This window comes from Caedibacter taeniospiralis, from assembly GCF_002803295.2.
Taxonomy (GTDB): domain Bacteria; phylum Pseudomonadota; class Gammaproteobacteria; order Francisellales; family Francisellaceae; genus Caedibacter; species Caedibacter taeniospiralis.
Genome location: NZ_PGGB02000007.1, coordinates 1 through 21,607, shown reverse-complemented (window position 1 = coordinate 21,607; position 21,607 = coordinate 1). Strand labels below are relative to the sequence as shown.

The following is a 21,607-nucleotide window of genomic DNA, read 5'->3' as shown; positions in this document are numbered from 1 at the left end:
TTCCATTAACGTTTATTAAAACCAATAACATACACCTCGCGCGAACGGGCACGTGAAGCATCAGGTTTGCGAATTACCACTTTCTGAAATTGTTGTTGTATTTTCTTAACAAAAGCATCAAAGCCCTCGCCCTGGAAAACTTTTGCCAAAAAATTGCCATGAGATTTTAACACGCTATCAGCAAAATCAAGAGCAAGCTCCACCAGATACATGGAGCCTGCCTGATCGGTATTGCGATTACCGCTCATATTAGGTGACATATCCGAAATAACCCAGTCAATCGATTCACCTGCGGTAAGCTGCATCAATGCCTGATAGGATTCATCTTCAGTGAAATCACCCTGGATAAAAGTAACTTCAGGCAAGGGATCCATTTCAAGAATATCCAGCGCAAACACCTTGCCCTGGCTGCCTACACATTCAGTTAAGACTTGTGACCAGCCACCAGGCGCAGCTCCAAGATCAACCACCGTCATACCCTGATTAAATAGCCTGTCTTTCTCCTGGAGCTCAAGAAGCTTGTATGCGGCTCTAGAGCGAAAGCCATCTTTTTTCGCCTTCGCAACATAATGGTCGCTATGATGTTCATCTAACCAGCGTTTACTGCTTTTACTGTGTTTGTTTTTCGACATTGAAGAATTTTTAAGGAATCGTCCTACACTTTTGCGCCTTAGTATAACGTGAGTTCGATGCAAGAAACATTGAAACACACGCTCAAAGCAAGTATTTTTAAGCAGTTCAGGGCTTTTGCACTTTCCCCCGGGCGTATTTCCTCCTTTTTATGATGGTTATTTGTGGATATGGATCGATAGGGCGTGAATACTATTGTGCATGAGATCTTCTAAACAGGCGTAGATTTCCTGGTGTGCTTCGAGTGTACTAAGGGTTGCAAATCTGACACTAGCAATGTGTAATTTAAAGTGTGATTTCCCAGTTTGAAATTGTTTGTGCTGCTTATGTTTATCTGTCTCATCTATTAGTTCAATAAAGGTCGGAGCGAATTTTTTATCAAGCCTTTCAATAATTGTGTCATAGAGTGTCATATTCAATTTAGCGAATGATTCGTGTTGGGGTAATAATGGCGTCCATTTTAATGTCCCATTCATTCATTGCAAGAGGATGATGCTGTGATTGCTCAAATTGCTGTTCATCAAAAGCGATACCAACAAACTCCGTGTTGTTGAAAGCTTTACAAAGCGTAAGTGAGCTGTCATAAAAACCACCCCCCATGCCGATGCGATTTTTTGCCAAATCAAAACCGACTAATGGCACAATGATCATATCAAGCTCCCATGGTGATATCGTTTTATCAGCAATAAACAAAGGCTCTTCTAAGCCATATCTGTTATGGCAATGCCTTATAGATTCTCTCACAAATAAAAGCTTGCGCTTTTTAAAAGGATGCAGCATAGGGTAGTAAATTTCATGTTGCATTTTGAGCTCCTGGTCAATCAAATGGGGTGAAATTTCTTCGCTGGAAGCATAGTAACTGGCAATTTTTTTAGCCTTGGATTTTAAAAGGTCAGCATAACAGCGGGAAAATTGTGCGCATAGATCTTTCGCATATTGCTGTTTCTGTGCTAAAGAAATGGCTTGCCTTTTATGGCACAACTGCCTGCGGATAGTAGCTTGCATGATTGAGTACTTATTAGCAACATGGGGCGTTAAATATCTGTTACCCAACCCACTTGCGTGCATTCATAAATAAACGCATCCATGGTGAGTATTCGATATCTTTATTTTTCCAGTCCGCAGGATACCATGACATTTGTACTAATCTAAAGACACGTTCAGGATGTGGCATCATGATTGTGGCGCGCCCGTCAGTAGAGGTGAAACTCGTGAAACCGTCTTTAGAGCCATTAGGATTAAGTGGATAATACTCGGTGGGATTGCTGTGGCTGTCGATAAAACGCATCACGGTTTGCTTATTGGCAATTAAAGTGTTTAAGTCATTGGCATCGCGATACTGCGTTCGCCCCTCAGCATGTGAAACAACGATGGGCATTTTTAAGCCATCCATGCCTGCAAAGACAATTGAAGGGCTTTTAAGCACTTCGACCATTGATAAGCGTCCTTCAAATTGCTCAGAGAGGTTTCTGACAAAGCGAGGCCAGTGTGTTGCCCCTGGAATAATGTCTTTTAATTGCGATAACATCTGACAGCCATTACACATACCAACACTGAAGGTATCAGGACGAGCAAAAAATGCAGCAAATTGATCTAAAAGCTTAGGATTAAATAAAATCGATTTTGCCCAGCCGCCTCCCGCACCAAGTACGTCACCATAAGAAAATCCGCCACAGGCAGCAAGGCCCTTGAAATCGTTCAGGTTAATACGATTGTTTTGTAAATCAGTCATATGTACATCAATGGCATCAAAACCGCTTAGGGTAAACGCAGCTGCCATTTCGTTATTGCTGTTGACCCCTTGTTCGCGCAAAATAGCAACTTTGGGTTTAATACCAAAATTAAGGTAAGCTGCTGCAATATTTTCTTTGCAGTCATATGCAACCTGGGCAAATAAACCGTGATCATTAAGCCGATTGATCAGCTCATGTTCCTCATCGGCACACCTCGCATTATCACGCATTCTCTGGATTTGATAGGAGGTTTGTGACCAAAGTGTCTGCAGTTCGGCGCGCGTCATGGAAAATAGCTCATCAATATCCTGGCTGATGATCAATTTGGCATCGGCTGTTGAAGCATTGGGTCTACCAATGTGATGTGCTTTGAGTTGAAAGCTTGCAAGCATCTGCATCACGATGTCGCAATCGGTATTTCTTACTTGAATCACAGCCCCCAGCTCTTCGTTAAAAAGCACAGCATGAGGATCGTCACCCAAGGCATCGATATCGACGTCAAGTCCGCATTTTGCCGCAAACATCATTTCACACAGGGTGGTAAATAGACCACCATCGGAGCGATCGTGATAGGCTAAAATTTTATCTTCTTTAACCAGTTTGTGAATGGCGGCAAAGAAGCTCTGCAATAGTACGGGTTCAATATCTGGTGTTTCATTGCCAAACTCGTTATAAACTTGAGCAAATGAAGAGCCACCTAAACGGTTTTTGCCTAAACCAAGATCAATGAAAATAAGATCAGTTTCAAATGCCAGACGCAATTGTGGGGTCAGTGTACGACGAATATCCTGCACAGGGGCGAAGGCCGTGACAATTAAAGAGACAGGAGAGGTAACCGCCTTTTCGCCGTCTTCGTCACGCCATGTGGTTTTCATCGATAAGGAATCTTTACCAACAGGGATGGTGAGATCCAGTGCTGGACAAAATTCCAACCCAGCCGTTTTAACCATTTCATAAAGTCTTGCATCCTCGCCTGGATGTGAAGAGGCTGCCATCCAGTTGGCTGAAAGCTTAACATCAGATAAATGGTAGATATAGGCCGCGGCAATATTGGTAATCGCTTCACCTATAGTGATTCTTGCAGCGGCTTGAGGGTTCATCATCGCCAAAATTGGGCGCTCGCCCATTGCCATGGCTTCGCCGTGATAGTCGGTAAAGCTTGATGCTGTTACGGCAACATCAGCCACAGGAATTTGCCATGGTCCCACCATCTGATCGCGTTGGGTCATCCCACCAACGCTGCGATCGCCTATGGTAATTAAAAACTTCTTACTGCCAACAGCAGGTAAACGCAAGATGCGTTTTGCTGCATCAGTCAAATTGATTTTACTGTAGTCCCAATTGCTATAAGCATGGGCGGTTGTTGTGACATTTTTTACTGTTTTAGGCGCCTTGCCCAGTAACAAAGATAAAGGCATATGGATTAGATCAACGGTGGAGTTTGAATCTTTAAGAATAAGCATCTGTTCTGTGGTTGCTTCACCAACGATGCTGTATGGGCAACGCTCACGCCGAGCAATCTGGTCAAACGTAGCCAAATCATCCGCTGAAATAGCGAGAACATAACGCTCTTGAGATTCATTACACCATATTTCTAAAGGGGATAAGCCTTTTTCGGCAACTCCAATTTTGTTAAGATCAAAAATGGCACCGCGCTCACAATCAACAACAAGCTCGGGTAGCGCATTGGATAAACCACCAGCACCCACATCGTGAATGCTGATGATCGGGTTATCCAGTCCCATTGACCAGCAACTATCGATGACTTCTTGTGCGCGACGCTCGATCTCAGCGTTATCGCGTTGAACTGAGGCAAAATCAAGTGTTTCGTGTAAGTCCCCTGCATTCACGGAAGAAGCAGCTCCGCCACCTAAGCCAATTAACATGCCTGGTCCGCCCAGGACAATAATTTTGGCACCCGCGGGAATTTTACGTTTTTCAATATGTTCTTCTTTGATATTGCCATAACCTCCAGCAATCATAATAGGTTTATGGTAGCCCCAAACTTCGCCGTTATAGTATCGCTCAAACGTGCGGAAATAGCCGCACAAATTGGGGCGCCCAAATTCGTTGTTGAAAGCAGCTCCTCCCAAAGGTGCTTCAATCATAATATCAAGCGCTGAACGAATGCGATCAGGTTTGCCATAAGGGAGTTCCCAGGCTTGTATATCATCAGGAATGTTTAAGTTTGATACGGTGTAGCCTGTGAGTCCAGCCTTTGGCTTAGCGCCAAGTCCAGTAGCGCCCTCATCACGGATCTCGCCTCCTGCTCCCGTTGCTGCCCCTGGGTATGGTGCAATCGCCGTGGGGTGATTATGTGTTTCCACTTTGATTTGAATATGAATAGGCTCACGCTTAAAGTGATAGAGTCCATCTTTATGGCGCTGCAAACGCTCAGCGGCATAACCTGCAATAACCGCAGCATTGTCATGATAGGCGGACAGGATATTTTCTTTATGGTGTTCATAGGTATTTTTAATCATTGCAAACAATCCGTGTGTCTGTGCTTGAGCATCGATAATCCAATCGGCTCTAAAGATTTTATGGCGACAATGTTCAGAATTAGCTTGTGCAAACATCATCAGTTCAACATCGGTGGGATCGCGATTAAGCTCAAGAAATCCAGTCTGCAAATAATCAATTTCATCGTTGGATAAAGCAAGACCAAGCTCATCATTGATTTTCTCTAAGGCTATGCGCCCTTGGGCTAACAAGGGAACAATGCGTAGTTTTCCTTCTGCATGTGTGTTTGTGAAGGGATTGGTTTCAGCCAGAGAAAAGGTAACGCTTTGCATCATGCGATCGTGCAACGTTGCCGTAAGTTGCGTTAAAGTATTCTGCTCCAAAGAGTGTTTGCTTTGGAGGTAATAAACGATGCCACGCTCGATACGTATAATCTCTTTAAGTCCACAGTTATGCGCGATATCGGTAGCTTTCGATGACCAGGGTGAAATCGTTCCTAAGCGCGGTGTGACAATAATTGCCTGTCCTGTTTTCTCGGTCAGTACACCCTTGTCACCGTAAGTTAAAAGTGCCTTGAGTTTGCCCATGGCATCTTCTGTGAGTGTCTCTTTAGACTCAATAAAGTGAATATATTCCGCCTGAACCTGTTCAATACCAGGGATGATGCCTTGCAATTTAGATAATATTCTTTGTTGATCAAACGAAGATAGTGCGTTATTGCCAAAAATTTGTAACATCTTTCTACTCATACAGAAGGTTTGAATGTCAATATTCTGATAGATTTAAATGGATTTATAAAGGGTAAAATGCGAGTTTATTTTTGAGGTAAAAAATTCTCCCTCATCCGCCAAAACACGTTTTGGCGACTTCTCCCATCAAGGGAGAAGTAAAGACCTGGAACCACTTGAAAATACTTGCTTTGAACTTACGCTAAAATAGATTGCTCCATATTTCCTGTACTTCTAACATTCTCTGTTTACAAGTATCTAAGGGAACAACGGCTTCTTGTTTGCGAAGGTAGCATTTAAACCCTAAATCACGGTAATAGCAATAGTTATCAATCAGCACGTTTGCCGTTTTAGTATCAAGTAACTGTGCAGATTCGATGGTTTGGATAATGCGAATACTGTCGCTGTAGTAACCTATTGCAGGAACTTTATGGCTATAATAAAGCGCAAAAAACTGGGCAATAAACTCAATATCCACCATAGCACCTGGGCTTTGTTTTAAATCAAATAGATGCGAAGGAGCTTTAAGTAGATGAGTGCGCATTTTTTGGCGCATCTCACGAATATCTTTTTTGAGCGCGGGAAGCGCACGAGATTGACACAAAACTTGAGTACGCAGTTGATCAAATTTCTGTTGAATACGGGAGGCTCCACAAATGAAGCGTGCGCGTGTTAATGCCTGGTGCTCCCAAGTCCAGGCAGAGTGATAAAGATATTCCTCATAGCGATCAAAACCTGGGGCAATAAAACCATTATCTCCCTCAGGACGCAGGCGTAAATCAATATCGTACAGGGCGCCGTGATAGGTTTTAATTTGCATAAAATGGACAAATTTTTGCACAGCGCGCACAAAAAAGCGTGAGGATAATTCCGTATGGGTTTTATCATGAATAAACACCAGATCCAAGTCAGAGGCAACACTGAGCTCAAGCCCGCCAAGTTTGCCATAGGCAATGACCGCTAGAGAGTCTCGATAAGCTTGCTGTAGATCGGATGTTATATCGACATATCGAAAAATCTCACGCCATGCTCCATCAAGGGCAATTTCAATTAAAACGGTTGCCAGATGACTGAATAAATCACTGGCTTCCATTAAGGATATGTGCCCTTGTGATTCACTGACGATAATGTTAAATATCTGTTCAAGCTTAAATCGACGCAAACATTCTAAGAAAGCCTCGACATCCTCAAGGTTAATAGCTTGGAGGTGTCTGTACAGTTTGCTGCGAAGATAAGCAATATCGATATAGACTTCGTCATGGTGTTTGTATATGAATGCGCGCTCAAGTAAAAACGGGTGTTCCGTTAGTATTTCTACGATTCGTGCGCCTTGATTGAGTAAGGTCAAAAAATCCAGATGATGTGAGCGATATTCAAGGAACAAAAATAAATAAGTTTGTCGTTTGCTCAAGTTATGCAGCAGCTTTAGTAGATTGGTTAAAAGCTGTGGATAGCGCTCTACACACAGGTTAATTAAGTCTTCAATAGCGGGTAGAACTTCTTGAGCAAGGATATGTTCAGCAAAGAAGTTGTTAATTTCGGCAGTGACTATATTTCCGCCAATTGCTAAGTGTGAGTTGTGAGTGTGAGTGTGAGTGTGACACTGATTACTCACACCGATACGCTTGGGCGAATTATTTGTACAAGCCTTAATTTCCGTATGATTATAAGCGCAGGCGGGGAGAGTGTTGTCCGTCATCAAGGTGGCAGAGATTGCTGAGTCTTGCATTTGCTCAACGTTATGGAGGTTAAAGCGGGTGAGTTTGTCAAAAAGCCCTGCCACTTTTTCCCTTGTCTGGGTGATTTGTGTGATAAGCATTTGCCAGTCATCAAAACCGCATAAGCAGGCGATGGCGTTCTGTGTGTGCTTGCTGCTTGGCAGCTGATGCGTTTGTTGATCATCAAACATTTGCAGGGCATTTTCAACGTTGCGCAAAAAAACATAGTGCTGATAGAGATATTTTTGAGTATCGACAGAAATAACCTCAGCATGGGTTAATGAACGCAGTGCTTGTTTTAGCTTACGATGTTGCAAAGTGATATTTTGACCGCCATAAATCAACTGATAGCATTGACAGATAAACTCGATTTCACGAATGCCACCACGACCTAATTTTATGTTGTCTGTTAAGTTTACCTGTTTCATTTCGGATAAGATTTTTTGTTTCATCTCACGAATAGCATTCAGCATGCGATAGTCATGGTAATGGCGATAAACAAACTGCTTGATCATGTGATCTAATATCTCTTTAACCTGATGAGATGGATGTAAAATGTCGCCTTTAATATAAGCATAGCGCTCCCAAGCTCGCGCATGATTCATAAGATAATGTTTAAAGCTTTCTATATCGATGACTAAAGGTGCGCCCTCACCAAAGGGACGCAAACGCATATCAACTCGATAAACAAATCCATCGATTGTCGTTTCATTAAGTAAGGCAATAAGCTTTTGACCAAGCTCAGTATAAAAACGCATGGCGCTATAGGTTTTACCAAGGTGGTCTGTCAATGGGTCGTTATTTACCTGGATGAACACAAGGTCAATATCAGAAGAGAAGTTAAGCTCATTTCCACCGAGCTTTCCCATGGTGATGATACCGAGATCTTGCGGGAGTTTATGGAGGGTTTTAGTTTCACTTAGTTTTTTTAATAAATATTGTTGTGCGTAAAATAAAATATGCTTTGCTATAGCAGAAATAGTCTCGGCAATAGTCTCAAAGTTGGCAATCTTATGATGCTGTTGGAACACAAGTTTGGCATGCACTTGTTGGCGATAGTTGCGTAAAGTCTTTGCAAGCTCATCATAACTTTTGCTCTGTGCAAAAAGAGCTTTAATTTCTTGTTGCAAAACACTGATGTCATCAATGAGAAACCAATCGGTATGCTTGAGAAGCTGGGGATGTTGTTGGATAAAACGAGCAAAAAAGCAGCTGGTGTTAAAAGTATTCAATAATTTTGCTGAAACTTTTATATCTAAGTGTGTCAACTCAAAGCTTTGGCAAAATTCATCAAACTGCATATTAACTTCATCAGTTAGATCTCAATCAGTGGCTTTATTGTAAGCGGAAGCAGCTGACTGAAACAATTAAAATCTCTGGCAAAAACATGGATTTAATTCCCCTTCGCAAGCGAAGGGGTGGCGACCGCAGGTCGACGGGGTAGTGTCTTAGCGTAGGTGACACTGATTTAATGATCCATGCTAAGCCCTGTACTTGTGGGTTTTTTAAGCATAAAGATAAATGGAATGGAAAGGGTGAGTAACAAATAAGACAAATAAGCGACATCATCAAAAGCGATGATATTGGCTTGTGTGCTGATGCTTTGGGCGATTACGCTAAGTGTTGTGGGATCCTGAGCTTGCCAGTTAATGTGTTGTAACCAGAGTTGGTAGTTTGGATTGCTGGGATTAATGTATTTAATCATGCTGTGCCAGGCGACTTGTGCTTGTTGAGTTAATACCGTAATCATCACCGATGTGCCTACTGAGGTCCCTAAGTTTCTAAAAAAGCTAAACATTCCGCTACCCTCAGCAAGATCATGTGGTTTTAAGGTTTGCAGTGCCATGGTTGAAACAGGAACAAAGAAAAAACCCATGCCAATGCCTTGAATAATCCCAGGATACATTAAGTTCCAGGTGTCGCTCATCAGTGGGATTTGAGCGTAAAGATAATTGCCATAGGCGGTAATCACGATGCCTAAGAAAATAATAATTCGTAGATCAATCCGCTTAGCAAGTGGTGCGATCGTCATCATTGCAATTGCTGCGGCGATACCCCGAGGCATCATAAGCTCACCAGATAAAGCCGCAGAGTAATTCATAATCCCTTGCATAATAAGAGGTTGAACCGTCATTAATCCAAAGATCCCTGTGGTGTAAAAGACCAGAAGAACGCAAGAGGCTGCATAGTTTCTATCTTTGAATAAATGTAAATTAAGAATATTTTTAGGATTAAACCAGCCACGGAAAATAAAGATGAGACCTGTAACCACCCAAAACATCAGCATGGCAACAATAAACTGTGAAGACAGCCAGCCGTCATTGTTACCTCGATCAAGAAAAATTTGTAAGGTGGCAATAGTTAATGTCATCAGTCCCAAACCAATCCAATCTATATTGAGTCTTTCACGATTGGTTTCACTAATAAACATGATGACCATAATGATTGCAATAATACAGACTGGGATATTGATATAAAAGATCCAACGCCAGTTCATCCAATCAGTAATGTAGCCACCCAGTGTTGGACCAAGTACAGGTGCTGCCATAATGCCTACTCCCCAAACAGCCATGGCTTTTACTTGTTCGTTAGGAGGAAAGGTATCTCTTAGCACATATTGAGACAGAGGGACTAAAGAGGAGCCAAAAATTCCCTGCATAATTCTAAAGAAAACCATTTCGTTCAAAGAGCTTGCTAAGCCACAGAGCATTGAAAAAATTAAAAACCCAACAATGTTAATGAGTAGCAAGCGTCGTCGACCCATGGTGCGGACAAAGAAACCTGTCAATGGCATGCAAATGGCAGCAGATACGATGTAAGAAGTTACTACCCATGATATCTCTTCCGTACTTGCACCAAGAGAGCCAGCCATATCCTGTAAGGCAACATTGACGATGGTGGTATCAATAATCTCGATCATTGCAGCAAGCATCACCGTGACAGTAATAAGCCATTTCATCGTTGATGAGAGAGGGTGTTGTTGTGTCATTAAAGTAAAAGCACCTAAAGCTAAAACACCAGATTGTAAAAGTAATTTTGTGGGTTGTATAGCCAGTTACAAACAGTAAAGGCATTTACTGATTTATGTGTCAATCAACGCACAATAGACCGTCAACTTAATGACGCACTTCGTGTAGGGTGGTCAAGCCGAAGGCGCATCCACGCGAGAAAGCAAACAGGTTGGGTATTGGCAGATGCGCCTTCGGCTTATCCATCCTATGAGCTGTGTTATCCCCCAGACATTATGTGTAAAAGCTTTAGAATGGAGTGATGTCTTATAGAAAAATAAGTTATACTGCCAGCCAACAGGAGGAAAATCAGTAAAAAATGAAATATAAGGCAATAGGTTTTTGGGCAATGTTTTTGCTAAGTGGTTGTGCAACCCAGCAGGATAGAGACCCGTGGGAAGGGTACAATCGGGTTATATTTAAATTTAATCAGGTGACTTATGATTATGCGCTTATCCCTGTGGCTAAGGGTTACGATTATATGGTGCCAGATCAGGTGCAGCAAGGGGTTAATAACACCTATAATAACATTCTGGAACCTGGGCGAGTTGCCAACGATTTATTGCAGTGGAATTTTGACTATCTCTGGCGAGATACCGCAAGACTTCTAGCCAATAGTGTTTTTGGAGTGTTTGGTTTGTTTGATGTGGCTAAAAACATGGGACTGCCCAGAAGAACGCAAAACTTTGGGTTTACGCTTGCAAAATGGGGTTATCGTTATTCGCCTTATTTTGTTGTGCCCATTTTGGGACCCTATACGTTTTCTGCCGCAACAGGTGATTTGATAGATGGCGTGTTTAATCCATTGAATTATGTTGGGCATCTTCCAGAAGCAGTTATCTGGGGGGCTTGGGGTATTTATAAGGTGAATGAAGGCGTTCAATATCTTGGTGGCTATGAAAAATTGGTGAATAGTGCCATTGATCCGTATGTTGCCATACGTAATGTGTATTTGCAAAATTATGATTATGAGCTGGAGAAAACCTTACAGGTAAAACCTAAGAAAGTACCAGAAGGTGGTTTTGATAGTGATGCTGCGGTTCTTGATATTCTTGATGGACAAGAGAATTAAGGCAGTGCCATTTTGGCAATGACTACATTTCTGCCCATCACTAAGTGTGAGTTGTCGCTGTGAGTGTGACACTGATTACTCACACTGGCACACTTGGGCGAATTATTTGCCTAAGCCAGCATTTTCGCTTACGAGGTGGTTTGTTACAATGACGCTTAGTTTAAATTTGAGGTTGAACACTTAGATGGGAGTAAATAATTTTTTCGCATCGACCACATATATCCCAGTTGTATTTATGGTGATCTTATTGCTGGGCTTTATTTGTCAATGGCTGGCATGGCGGATGAAATTGCCAGCAATCCTGTTTTTATTGGTCGTTGGAATTGTATTGGGTCCTGTGAGCCAGCTTGTTTTGGGTGAGCATTACCAATTTTTACGTCCAACTTTCCTCTTTAAAGACACACTCTATCCGATTGTTTCTATTTGCGTGGCAGTCATCCTGTTTGAAGGCTGCATGAGCTTGAAGTTTAAAGAAATTAAAGGCTTAGGCGGAACAGTGAGAAATATTGTAACCATTGGACTCCTGGTCACAGCGATTTTAACTACGCTTCTGGTGCATTTTATTTTCAATATTTCCTGGCAGGTCTCGGCTCTTATTGGTGCAATCTCTTCGGTGAGTGGTCCCACAGTAGTTGTACCGATTTTGCGCAGTGTAAGACCAACAGAAAAGCTTGCGAATGTCATTCGCTGGGAAGGGATGCTGGTTGATCCAATTGGTGCACTTTTGGCAGTGATTGTTTTTACGGCGATTACTGCGTCCCAATACAATGCGCTTTGGAATATTATCACACATATCTTGCTGGTGTTTATTGTGGGAGGAATTGGCGGACTGATCGCGGGTTTCCTGCTGGGAACTATTTTGAAAAGGCAATGGGTTCCTGGATATCTGAATAACATGTTCGTGCTGTCCTTTGTGATCACAAGCTTTGTGGTTGCTGAGCGCATTGTTGAAGGTGGAGGACTTTTAATCGTAACAGTTATGGGCGTGATTGTTGGCAATATGCCCAATGCACATATTGAAGAGATTCTCGATTTTAAAGAATCACTGAGCCTTATTTTAATCTCAAACTTATTTATTATTCTGGGTGCTAATATAAGCTTTGAACACCTTGAAGCGGTTTGGTGGAAAGCCATTATTCTGGTGCTTTTGTTACAGATCATCGTGCGCCCCATTGCTGCAGGGATCTCAACCTTAGGCAGTGAACTCAACTGGTCAGAACGGGTGATGGTAAGCTGGATCGCGCCGCGCGGAATCGTTGCCGCTGCCGTAGCAGCACTGCTTTCCATCAAGGTGATTGAGAATTTGCATTTTTCAGAAGAAGGTGAGCTTCTTGTCCTGATCGTGTTTATGGTTATTTTGGGTACGGTAATCATTCAAAGTCTAACCGCTCCATATTTTGGCAAGGCTTTTGCATGCCTCGGTGCCTGAGCCACGAGGTTTCTTGATAATTGGTGGCAATACCTTAGCAAGAGCGATCGCCCAGGAATTGAAAAATAATGATGTGCATGTAGTTATGGCGGATACGAGCTGGCGCAGTGTGCAGGGTTGTCGTCTTCAGGGCTTAAATTGCTATTACGGGAGCTCTGTATCGGAGCATGCGGACTGGCATTTAAACCTGGTGGGTATTGGGCGTATGCTTGGTTGCTCTAGTAGCGAGCAGATGAATACCCTAGCTGCGGTGAAGTATTATCGGGAGTTTGATGGGCGTGTCTCTGTGTTTGTTTTGCCAACCGCACAAAATAAAGCAAACTCTAAGTTAAACTATTTAACGAAAAAGTATGCTCAACGTTTATTTAGCAAAGATCTATCCTATCAAATCTTAAGAAGCATTGTTAAACAAGGAGGGCAAATTAAGACAACAGCGCTTAGTAATGGATTTACTTGGGAACAGTTTGCATCGCTTAACCAAAGAGCCATCCCGCTTTTTTATATCAATAAAAAAAACCAGATTCATGTGACTTCACCCGATAGCCAGTACTCGCCTGAAACGGGCTGGAAAGTAATTTATCTCATGCCGCCTGAGAATTGGGTGGTGGAAACTGAGGATGAGTAAATAGATTTACGATTGAGTGAGTTTTAAGTAGTTCCAGTAAGTAAATGCGTGAGCAAAGTAGGAAAAAATATGGATAAAGATTATTACAGTGTTTTGGGTATAGCAAAAGCAGCAACTGACGCCGAAATCAAAAAAGCCTATCGTCGGTTAGCAAAAAAATATCACCCTGATGTGAGTACAGAAGCAAATGCCGAGGAGAAATTCAAGGAGGTGCAGGATGCGTACGAGGTGTTAAAAGATGACAAAAAACGCAAATTATATGACCAATATGGCAGAAACTGGCAACATGCTGGGCAAAACGGCTTTCAACAGGAAACGCACCATAGAGGATCTGGCAGTTCTCAGCAATATCGTTACCAAAGCGGTGATTTTGGTGATTATGAAGATGTTTTTGGTGAATTTTTTCGCCAGCAACGTGCACGTCAGCGTCAACAAAAGCAAGGCTTTTCAATCAATGGGCAGGATTTGCATACGAAAGTCGACATTTCAGTGACTGATGCTTTAACAGGCGTGGAGCGTGAGCTGCATTTTACCTATCAGACTCTTAATCAAGAAGGTCATATTATGGAAAAAACCAAGCGACTTAAAGTTAAGATTCCCAAAGCTGTTGGCAATCACCAGCAAATTCGTTTGAAAGGGCAGGGGGAAGCTGGCGTTGGCGGCGGGCAAGATGGTAACCTGTATTTAGAAGTATGCGTTCAATCCGATAAACAGTATAAAGTAGTAAATAACGACATTTATAGTCATATTCCCGTCGCTCCATGGGAGGCAGCGCTAGGTGCCGACATTATGGTGCCTACTCCACATGGTTCTATGAAGCTTAACATTCCAGAACACACACAAAGTGGTAAAAAAATGCGCTTAAAAGGTAAGGGCTTAGCCGATGGTGATTTTTATATTGTTTTAGAGGTCATTTTGCCACCTGCTGTCTCTGATGCACAAAAAGCCTTTTATCAGAAGATGGCACAGGAAATGGCATTTGATCCGCGTAAAGACTTATTGGGAGTGTAGTGATGACTAGAATAAGAGCGCAAGGGGACTATATCAGCATCATTGAACTATCGCAGATGTTGTGCGTGCCACAAACGATTATTGTGGAGTGGATAGAGCATGAGGTGATTTATGCACAACTAGAAAACAATATCTACTACGTGGTCGCAGACGATATTGCACGGGCTAAATCAGCCAGGCGTTTAATGAGCGATTTAGGGGTCAATTCTTCAGGAGTTTCAATTATTTTAAATTTGAGAGAAAAAATTAACCACCTTGAGGCACTCTTAAATCAACAGCATCACCATGGCGTATAAATCATGTCTGTTATTATTGAAAATATTGAATCTCTAAATGCAGCACAGCAGGAAGCGGTGTTGTTAAATAATGAAAATGCGCTCATCTTAGCGGGTGCTGGAAGTGGTAAAACACGGGTGCTAACCCATAGAATTGCTTACTTGTGTCAGGAAAAAAACGTTTCACCACTGAATATTTTAGCGGTGACTTTTACTAATAAAGCCGCAAGAGAAATGCGCGGTAGAGTTGAAGAGTTACTTGGATTTTCAACCGTTGGCATGTGGATTGGCACCTTTCATGGCATCGCACACAGGCTTTTGCGTCAGCATGCGCAAGAAATGGGTTTTAATCGTAACTTTAAGGTGCTTGATCAAGATGATCAGCTACAAGTGATTAGAAAAGTCATTCAAAGCCTGAATTTAGATGAAAAATACTACCCGCCAAAGTATTCTCAAGCCTTCATCAATGGCAAGAAAGATGAAGGTATTCGTGCTATTGATTTGCCTAAAGCCCATTTTGATGGCGAGGTGATTAAAATTTACCAGGCATATGAGGCGCGATTAAAAGCCGATAATGCCCTGGATTTTGCTGATCTACTGTTATATGCCTATGAGCTTTTTAAGCAGAATGAAGTCCTAAGGAGTTACTATCAGAAACGTTTTCACTATGTGCTTGTCGATGAGTTTCAGGATACTAATACAGTACAGTACAAGTGGCTGATGTGCTTAAAGTCTGACTCCAATAGCTTTATGGCGGTTGGTGATGATGATCAGTCAATTTATGGCTGGCGCGGGGCTAAAATTGAAAATATTGAACACTTTCTATCTGATCTAAATCCTGTGAAAATCGTGCGTTTAGAGCAAAATTACCGCTCAACACAAATCATTCTTGATGCTGCTAATGCCATCATTGCAAACAATAGTAAACGCATGGGCAAGGTGCTGTGGTCAAAAGAGGAAAAAGGCGAGAAAATTGCCGTATATGAAGCCTTTAACGAGCGCGATGAAGCGGATTATATCGTGCAAAAAATACAGGATCTTAGCAAGAATCAAAGGATCAACTTATCACACATTGCGATATTGTACAGATCTAACGCACAATCACGCGTCATTGAGGAAGCGCTGTTAAAACTCGGTATTTCCTATCGAATCTATGGTGGCTTGCGCTTTTTTGATCGTGCTGAAATTAAAGATGCTTTGGCCTACATGCGCCTCATTGCGTTAAGAGCAGATAATCTGGCGTTTGAGCGCGTGGTCAACCTGCCTGTGCGTGGGATTGGTTTGAAAACCCTGGATAATATTCGTGACTATGCAAGTTTGCACGGTTTATCGCTTTGGCAGGCAACGGTACAAATGATAGATACAAACCAGTTACCCAGTCGCTCAGCACAGGCGCTAGGGCGTTTTATCAGCTTAATTGAAGACATGGCAGCATTAAAAGATACGTTAAGTTTGGGACAGCTGATGCGTCATGTGATTGATGCCAGTGGCTTGAGCCTGATGTATGAAGCCTCTAAATCAGAAAAATCACAGCAAAAATGTGAAAACCTAAAGGAACTTGTCAATGCCGCTAGTGAATTTGTTCCTCCTATTGAAGCGGTTGATGAGGAGGATTTACTGCTTGAATTTTTAAGTTTTGCTGTTTTAGAGTCGGGAGAAATGCAAGCCGATGATCATAGTGAGGCGGTGCAGCTTATGACCTTGCACACTGCAAAGGGACTTGAGTTTCCTTATATTTTTATCGGTGGACTTGAAGATGGTTTATTTCCATCCTCGCGTTCACTAGAACATGCGGATAAACTTGCCGAAGAACGTAGACTTTGCTATGTAGGCATTACGCGTGCGATGCGCCATTTAACACTGAGTTTCAGTAAAGTTCGCCATCAATATGGCAATGTCAATTATCAGGTTAAGTCGCGCTTTTTGAGTGAGATCCCCAAAGCGTATTTACACGAAATCAGACAGCGAGCCGCCCCAACAGCAGCTGGCTTTGGCATATCACCGTTTGAGTTTGTCAACATGCAGCAAAAAGAGAGTCAGTCACAATTTAAAACAGGAAGTTTTGTGACCCACCCCAAATTTGGCATAGGCGTGATATTAAAGACGGAGGGGCTGGGGGATGATTTATGCTATCACATTGACTTTAAGGCAGGGGGAGGCAGAAAAGTATTGCTGGCTAAAATGGCGAAACTATCAAAGTTATGAAAAATTATGACTGTAAGTACGCATTTTTGCTGAACTACCCCGCCTCGCAAGCTCGGCACCCCTTCACCAAGTGAAGGGGAATTTTCGGAAAGCTTATCACTTATTCCCCTTCACTGGTGAAGGGGTGGCAGCCGCAGGCTGACGGGGTAGTTTAAAAACCAGCAAAAGTGCGTAATCGAGTTATAAGGGTTTCAGTTGATTGCCTAGCCATGTTTTAATTTTCTCATTGCTGATCATTGGCATGATTTCCTTTTCAACACGCAGGTGGTAGCTATTGATTTGTCTGATCTCATTATGGGTTAATAACTCAATAGCAATTAAATTTCGGGCATATGGCACTAAGGTGAGATCCTCAAAGGCGTAAAACTCGCCACACTCATGGTGAGCCTGCTCTTTTAGTTTTTTGACAAAACACAGGTTCTCGATGCGTATGCCAAATCGATTTGGGAAATAAATGCCAGGCTCATTGCTGACAATCATGCCAGGCTCAAGGGACTGATTACTAAAAGCGGGAGAAATGCGTTGTGGGCCCTCGTGGACACATAAAAAGCTGCCAACTCCGTGACCCGTGCCATGCCCGTAGTTTAACTGTTCTTGCCATAATGGCTGGCGTGCCAAGCTATCTAATTGCTCGCCTTTAGTGCCTTTTGGGAAGCTCATATTTTGAAGGGCTAAATGTCCTTTGAGCACCAAGGTGTAATAGTGTTTGTGTAGGGGCATAGGGATGCCTAAGTGAAATACTCGGGTTATATCTGTTGTGCCTTCTAAGTATTGTCCCCCTGAATCCAGAAGATAGAGGTTGCTATCATCGATTATCTTTGAGGTTTTCTTGCTTGAGCGATAATGAATGATTGCCCCGTTACTGGCAAAACCACTGATGGTGTCAAAACTAGCACCTTTAAAATGAGGTTGTTTTTGGCGAAACTCAAGCAGCTTCTGCTGTGCGCTAAGCTCATCAACACCTTGTTGCCAATTATTCTCAAGCCAATAAATAAACTCAATCATGGCAATAGCGTCTTTCTTGTGAGCAAGTTTACTGCCATCGATTTCGACGATATTTTTGCATGCTTTCATTAAAACGATGGGAGATTGAGCAAAATAGGGACTGGCTTCACGGTTTAAGCATTGCAATATGGCATAATTAGCGGTGTTAGCATCAATCCATACTCTAACATTAAGATGCTTAAGCGCATCATAAAAGTCCTCATACGGCAGAATCTCAACGCCATGAGATATAAGATTTTGTTTGATATGATCATCAAGCTTTGTTTCATCGACAAAAAACTGGCAATGCGCTTCGCTGACAATGACATAGCTTATAAGTAGTGGGTTAAATTCAATATCATGTCCACGAATATTTAGCAGCCAGGCAATTTCATCCAGTACGCTGATCACAAGCGCATCAACACGATGTTCATTGAGTTTATTTCGAATTTCGCGAAGCTTAACCTGCGTTTCTTTGCCACTGAATTGTAGCGTTTGTAAAAACGCTTTGCCATGAGGTAAGTCGGTGCTTTCGTTGCATAACCTGCGCACCTCATCGATCAAATTGCTTTTATCAAAAACGCACTTTCCACGAAGCTTGTGCATCAGTGCATTTATGGTCTGTCCGCGTTTAATGGAAAGTGTGGTTGGATCAATAGCAAGGGTTTTACCATAAGCATGGATTTCAAGCCAGTTTTCAAACTCAGAAATGTAGCCTTGTTGCTTTTGTAGTTGATAAATGGAGCTATCGAGTTCCGTTTCGGCTTGAAGAAAGTAGCGTCCATCTGTCCAAAGGTGCGCCTCCTTGTGACCAACAAGTGCCTCACCTGCGCTGCCAGTAAAGTCACTAATCCATGGTCTTCGCTGCCAGGCTTTGGGGAGATATTCATTATTGTGCGCATCGGTTGAGGGAGTCAGGTAAAAGTCATATTGTTTTTGATCCATCAATTGACGCAGTATTTTGATCTTATGTTGAATGTCAGACATTATAATGCCTTTGTTTTAAAGTGCCTTAAGTGGGCATTTAAACGCAGATGGCTGCTGGAGACAATAAAATTCAGATTTTTTCATTGAAAATGCGTAACAACACTCCAACTCTGCTAAAAAGTTAATTATACTGGGCGCGGTTTAGACTTCATTCCCAGTTGCTTACAGCTTGGATGTTTCAGCATTTCTATGAAATTGCTTGATGACGAGGTCACGAACGAAGAATTATGTGTTTTATTTACAATCAAAACCAATGAAGAGGAAAAATCATGAAGAAGAAAATCATTGCCAGTCTGTTAGTCACAGGATTATGCTCCACAGCCTTCGCCGCAAATGATCATAGTAAACAGTTATATGGTCAATTTGGCTTGGGTGGTTACTTTAACCATAGCTATTCTGAAAGCGGACCTGCTATTGTGGGCACTGTGGGTTATGGGTTTAATAACAACCTTGCCGCACAAGCCAGCATTAATTATATGGGCAATAACCAGAAAGCCGTCCTGGCAGAGGGGATTTGGAACTTTGCTAATAACACAAATCTCATTCCATATGTCGCTGTTGGTGGTGGCTATATGGATATGACAACCAATTCATTTGGTGTTGATGCAGGCGTAGGCGTTAAGTATGATTTTGCGCCGAATGCTTTTGTTTCTGCAGATTACCGCTATCTTCAGTCATTTGGTTCAAAAACACCAGATGGCAGTATGTTTACTGTGGGTATTGGTCTGTACTTTGGTGGTGCAAATAATGTGGCATCATATGGCGCAGTGGGTTCAACTTCAGCTAGCCAGCAGGCGCGTGAAGAAGAGTATCATGCTGCTTACGCGCTGCCAAAAAATGTGATGGAATGCCAGGCAGGTACTTCTGAGATAACGCGTGAGTCAATTGGCTGCTACACGGTGGATGGTGATAAGGTCACTATGCACTTGGATGCTAAGTTTTCCTATAGCAGCTATGCCCTAAATGCAAAAGCAAAAGCAGCGATCAATAACTTGATTAATTTCATAAAGGAATATGACATCAATAAAGTTGTGTTGCAAGGCTTTGCTTCACAAGGTAAAACAGGTGCTAAATTTGCACAATATAATCAACAGCTATCTGTTAATCGCGCGCAAGCGGTCAAAACTTATATGATTGCACAAGGCGTTGACGCGAGCAATATTGAAGTCGTTGGATATGGTTATAGTCGTCCGCTGGTACCAAATACAACCAAGGCGAATCAATCGATCAACCAACGTGTTGAAACGAGCATTCCTGTCCCATTAAAAGCATAATAATTTCTCTGTTTTTCCCCTCTTTTTAAGAGACTCAAGGCTTTTTAAAAGCGTGTCAGTGCTCAGCACTAAGAGTGGACGGGAATAATGGTCACGGTCATGGTTCATTGTTTTAATAAATGAGTGCCCGCAGACTCTGCCAGGGGCTGCCATAGCAGGCAATTTCTTGCCCTTCTTAATGTAACTCTTAATTTTGTACCGTTATTTTATATCTCATGCTTATCGAAATTTTGGGTGCATGTCTTCTCTCCAGCTTCTGGTGGTACTATGATCAAAACAATCATATGCTATAACGTTAGCAACATCCCAGGCTGAAAGATCCTGACAAAAACCAACATCACCATGAAACATATAGCTCATATCGGTGACCTTACTGGTATCCCATTTATAAAGCGGTTGGTTAAAGCGTGACTCCGCAAACATATAGCGCATATTGGTGACATTACCTGTATTCCAGTCATTAAGCGGCCAGTTAAAGTATGAATCGTCAAACATGTAGCTCATATCGGTAACATTACCTGTATTCCAGTCATTAAGCGGCTGGTTAAATTCTGAATCATAAAACATATCGCTCATATTGGTGACATTACTGGTATTCCAGTCATTAAGGGGCTGGTTAAATACTGAAGCACCTGAAAACATAGCGCTCATATTGGTGACATTACTGGTATCCCAATCATTAATATTACGATTAAATGCACTGCCATGAAATAGATCACTCATATCCGTCACATGAGTCGTACATACTTTATTCATGTCGCTATTAATATAATTGCCATATATATTATCGTTTTTAATACCACTTGGACCAGTTCCGTCTTCAACAACAAGAAAATAGTGTGTGGTGGTATCACCATCAAGTGTGAATATCTCACCCACTGGTACCTCACTACAAATCACCGTGCCTTCTGGGATAATTTTGACATCACTAAGTATTTTATCCTCAGGATTTGCAATATCTGCATCCGCTGTGGTAAGTTGAAGTATTATGCTGGTCGAAGTCTGTGAGGAAGCCGTTATGTCAAATGAGCAGTTTGCACCTTTTGCAAGGCTTGCATTTTTACAGTTATTATTACCAATAGTGATATCGGAGCTAGTTACGGTAACGGCGTTTTTGTCGAAAGTAAGTGGTCTCTCACCAATATTTTTAATGCGGTAAGTGTAAGTCTTATTTGCCATTAACCGATCAGTAAGTCCAGGATCAGAAATCACATAGCTGGGGTGTTTAACTTCAGTCGTCCCTCCTGGAGCAAGTGTTGTCATCGGCAAAGTTTTGGACCACTCAATGACCGCTTTTGAAAAATGCGGTTTCATCTCTGCGGTCCAGCTTGAGCTGGTAACTTCATCAAAATGAAGATCTGAGGTAACCTTAGCAACATTCCAGGCAGAAATATTCTGGGTAAATGCTGAAGCACCTGAAAACATGGCGCTCATGTCGGTGACATGACTGGTATCCCAGTTATTA

General features: G+C 42.2%; 16 protein-coding genes. 8 read left to right on the top strand and 8 right to left on the bottom strand.

The window, feature by feature from the left end:
• Positions 1 to 5: 5 nt before the first annotated feature.
• The 6 genes from rlmE to CU053_RS03790 form a co-directional block, all read right to left on the bottom strand.
• Positions 6 to 632 (bottom strand): 23S rRNA (uridine(2552)-2'-O)-methyltransferase RlmE, encoded by a 627-nt coding sequence (gene rlmE, locus CU053_RS03815; RefSeq protein WP_100551000.1) that lies wholly within the window; start codon positions 630 to 632, stop codon positions 6 to 8.
• A gap of 156 nt (positions 633 to 788) precedes the next feature.
• Positions 789 to 1,043 carry a BolA family protein gene (locus CU053_RS03810; RefSeq protein ID WP_199244204.1) on the bottom strand — a complete coding sequence of 85 codons (255 nt, stop codon included), beginning with the start codon at positions 1,041 to 1,043 and terminating at the stop codon, positions 789 to 791.
• A gap of 7 nt (positions 1,044 to 1,050) precedes the next feature.
• A complete protein-coding gene (locus tag CU053_RS03805; RefSeq protein ID WP_158106980.1) occupies positions 1,051 to 1,635 on the bottom strand; it encodes a 5-formyltetrahydrofolate cyclo-ligase in 585 nt (194 codons plus the stop codon).
• A 40-nt stretch (positions 1,636 to 1,675) separates the two neighbouring features.
• The gene (purL, locus tag CU053_RS03800) at positions 1,676 to 5,563 is read right to left on the bottom strand and encodes a phosphoribosylformylglycinamidine synthase (protein WP_100550997.1); all 3,888 of its coding nucleotides are present in this window, start codon (positions 5,561 to 5,563) and stop codon (positions 1,676 to 1,678) included.
• Between the two features lie 193 nt (positions 5,564 to 5,756).
• Complete coding sequence (gene glnE, locus CU053_RS03795) at positions 5,757 to 8,573, bottom strand: bifunctional [glutamate--ammonia ligase]-adenylyl-L-tyrosine phosphorylase/[glutamate--ammonia-ligase] adenylyltransferase (protein ID WP_100550996.1); 2,817 nt, start codon at positions 8,571 to 8,573, stop codon at positions 5,757 to 5,759.
• Positions 8,574 to 8,740: 167 nt separating this feature from the next.
• A complete protein-coding gene (locus CU053_RS03790) occupies positions 8,741 to 10,261 on the bottom strand; it encodes a DHA2 family efflux MFS transporter permease subunit (RefSeq protein ID WP_100550995.1) in 1,521 nt (506 codons plus the stop codon).
• Positions 10,262 to 10,315: 54 nt separating this feature from the next.
• On the opposite strand from CU053_RS03790, the gene CU053_RS03785 reads away from it, so the two are divergent.
• From CU053_RS03785 to uvrD, 7 genes are all read left to right on the top strand, one after another.
• Positions 10,316 to 10,543 carry a hypothetical protein gene (locus tag CU053_RS03785; protein ID WP_158106979.1) on the top strand — a complete coding sequence of 76 codons (228 nt, stop codon included), beginning with the start codon at positions 10,316 to 10,318 and terminating at the stop codon, positions 10,541 to 10,543.
• Between the two features lie 56 nt (positions 10,544 to 10,599).
• The gene (locus CU053_RS03780) at positions 10,600 to 11,352 is read left to right on the top strand and encodes an MlaA family lipoprotein (protein WP_100550994.1); all 753 of its coding nucleotides are present in this window, start codon (positions 10,600 to 10,602) and stop codon (positions 11,350 to 11,352) included.
• Positions 11,353 to 11,536: 184 nt separating this feature from the next.
• A complete protein-coding gene (locus CU053_RS03775; RefSeq protein WP_100550993.1) occupies positions 11,537 to 12,781 on the top strand; it encodes a cation:proton antiporter in 1,245 nt (414 codons plus the stop codon).
• A complete protein-coding gene (locus CU053_RS03770; protein ID WP_100550992.1) occupies positions 12,774 to 13,406 on the top strand; it encodes a hypothetical protein in 633 nt (210 codons plus the stop codon). Before CU053_RS03775 ends, CU053_RS03770 begins: the two co-directional genes overlap by 8 nt.
• A gap of 69 nt (positions 13,407 to 13,475) precedes the next feature.
• Complete coding sequence (locus tag CU053_RS03765) at positions 13,476 to 14,417, top strand: DnaJ C-terminal domain-containing protein (protein ID WP_100550991.1); 942 nt, start codon at positions 13,476 to 13,478, stop codon at positions 14,415 to 14,417.
• Between the two features lie 2 nt (positions 14,418 to 14,419).
• Positions 14,420 to 14,713: a chaperone modulator CbpM gene (locus tag CU053_RS03760; RefSeq protein ID WP_100550990.1), complete on the top strand. Its 294-nt coding sequence runs from the start codon at positions 14,420 to 14,422 to the stop codon at positions 14,711 to 14,713.
• Between the two features lie 3 nt (positions 14,714 to 14,716).
• Entirely contained in the window at positions 14,717 to 16,897 is a 2,181-nt protein-coding gene (gene uvrD / locus CU053_RS03755; protein WP_100550989.1) for a DNA helicase II, read from the top strand.
• A 180-nt stretch (positions 16,898 to 17,077) separates the two neighbouring features.
• On the opposite strand, the gene CU053_RS03750 is transcribed toward uvrD, so the two are convergent.
• On the bottom strand, positions 17,078 to 18,868 hold the full coding sequence (locus CU053_RS03750) for an aminopeptidase P family protein (protein ID WP_100550988.1): 1,791 nt from the start codon (positions 18,866 to 18,868) through the stop codon (positions 17,078 to 17,080).
• Between the two features lie 269 nt (positions 18,869 to 19,137).
• Here CU053_RS03750 and CU053_RS03745 point away from each other — a divergent pair, with 269 nt between their 5' ends.
• Positions 19,138 to 20,142 carry an OmpA family protein gene (locus tag CU053_RS03745; protein ID WP_100550987.1) on the top strand — a complete coding sequence of 335 codons (1,005 nt, stop codon included), beginning with the start codon at positions 19,138 to 19,140 and terminating at the stop codon, positions 20,140 to 20,142.
• A 219-nt stretch (positions 20,143 to 20,361) separates the two neighbouring features.
• On the opposite strand, the gene CU053_RS03740 is transcribed toward CU053_RS03745, so the two are convergent.
• Positions 20,362 to 21,607, bottom strand: a 1,246-nt coding sequence (locus tag CU053_RS03740) for a BspA family leucine-rich repeat surface protein (RefSeq protein WP_158106994.1), incomplete at its 5' end; no start/stop codon positions are given.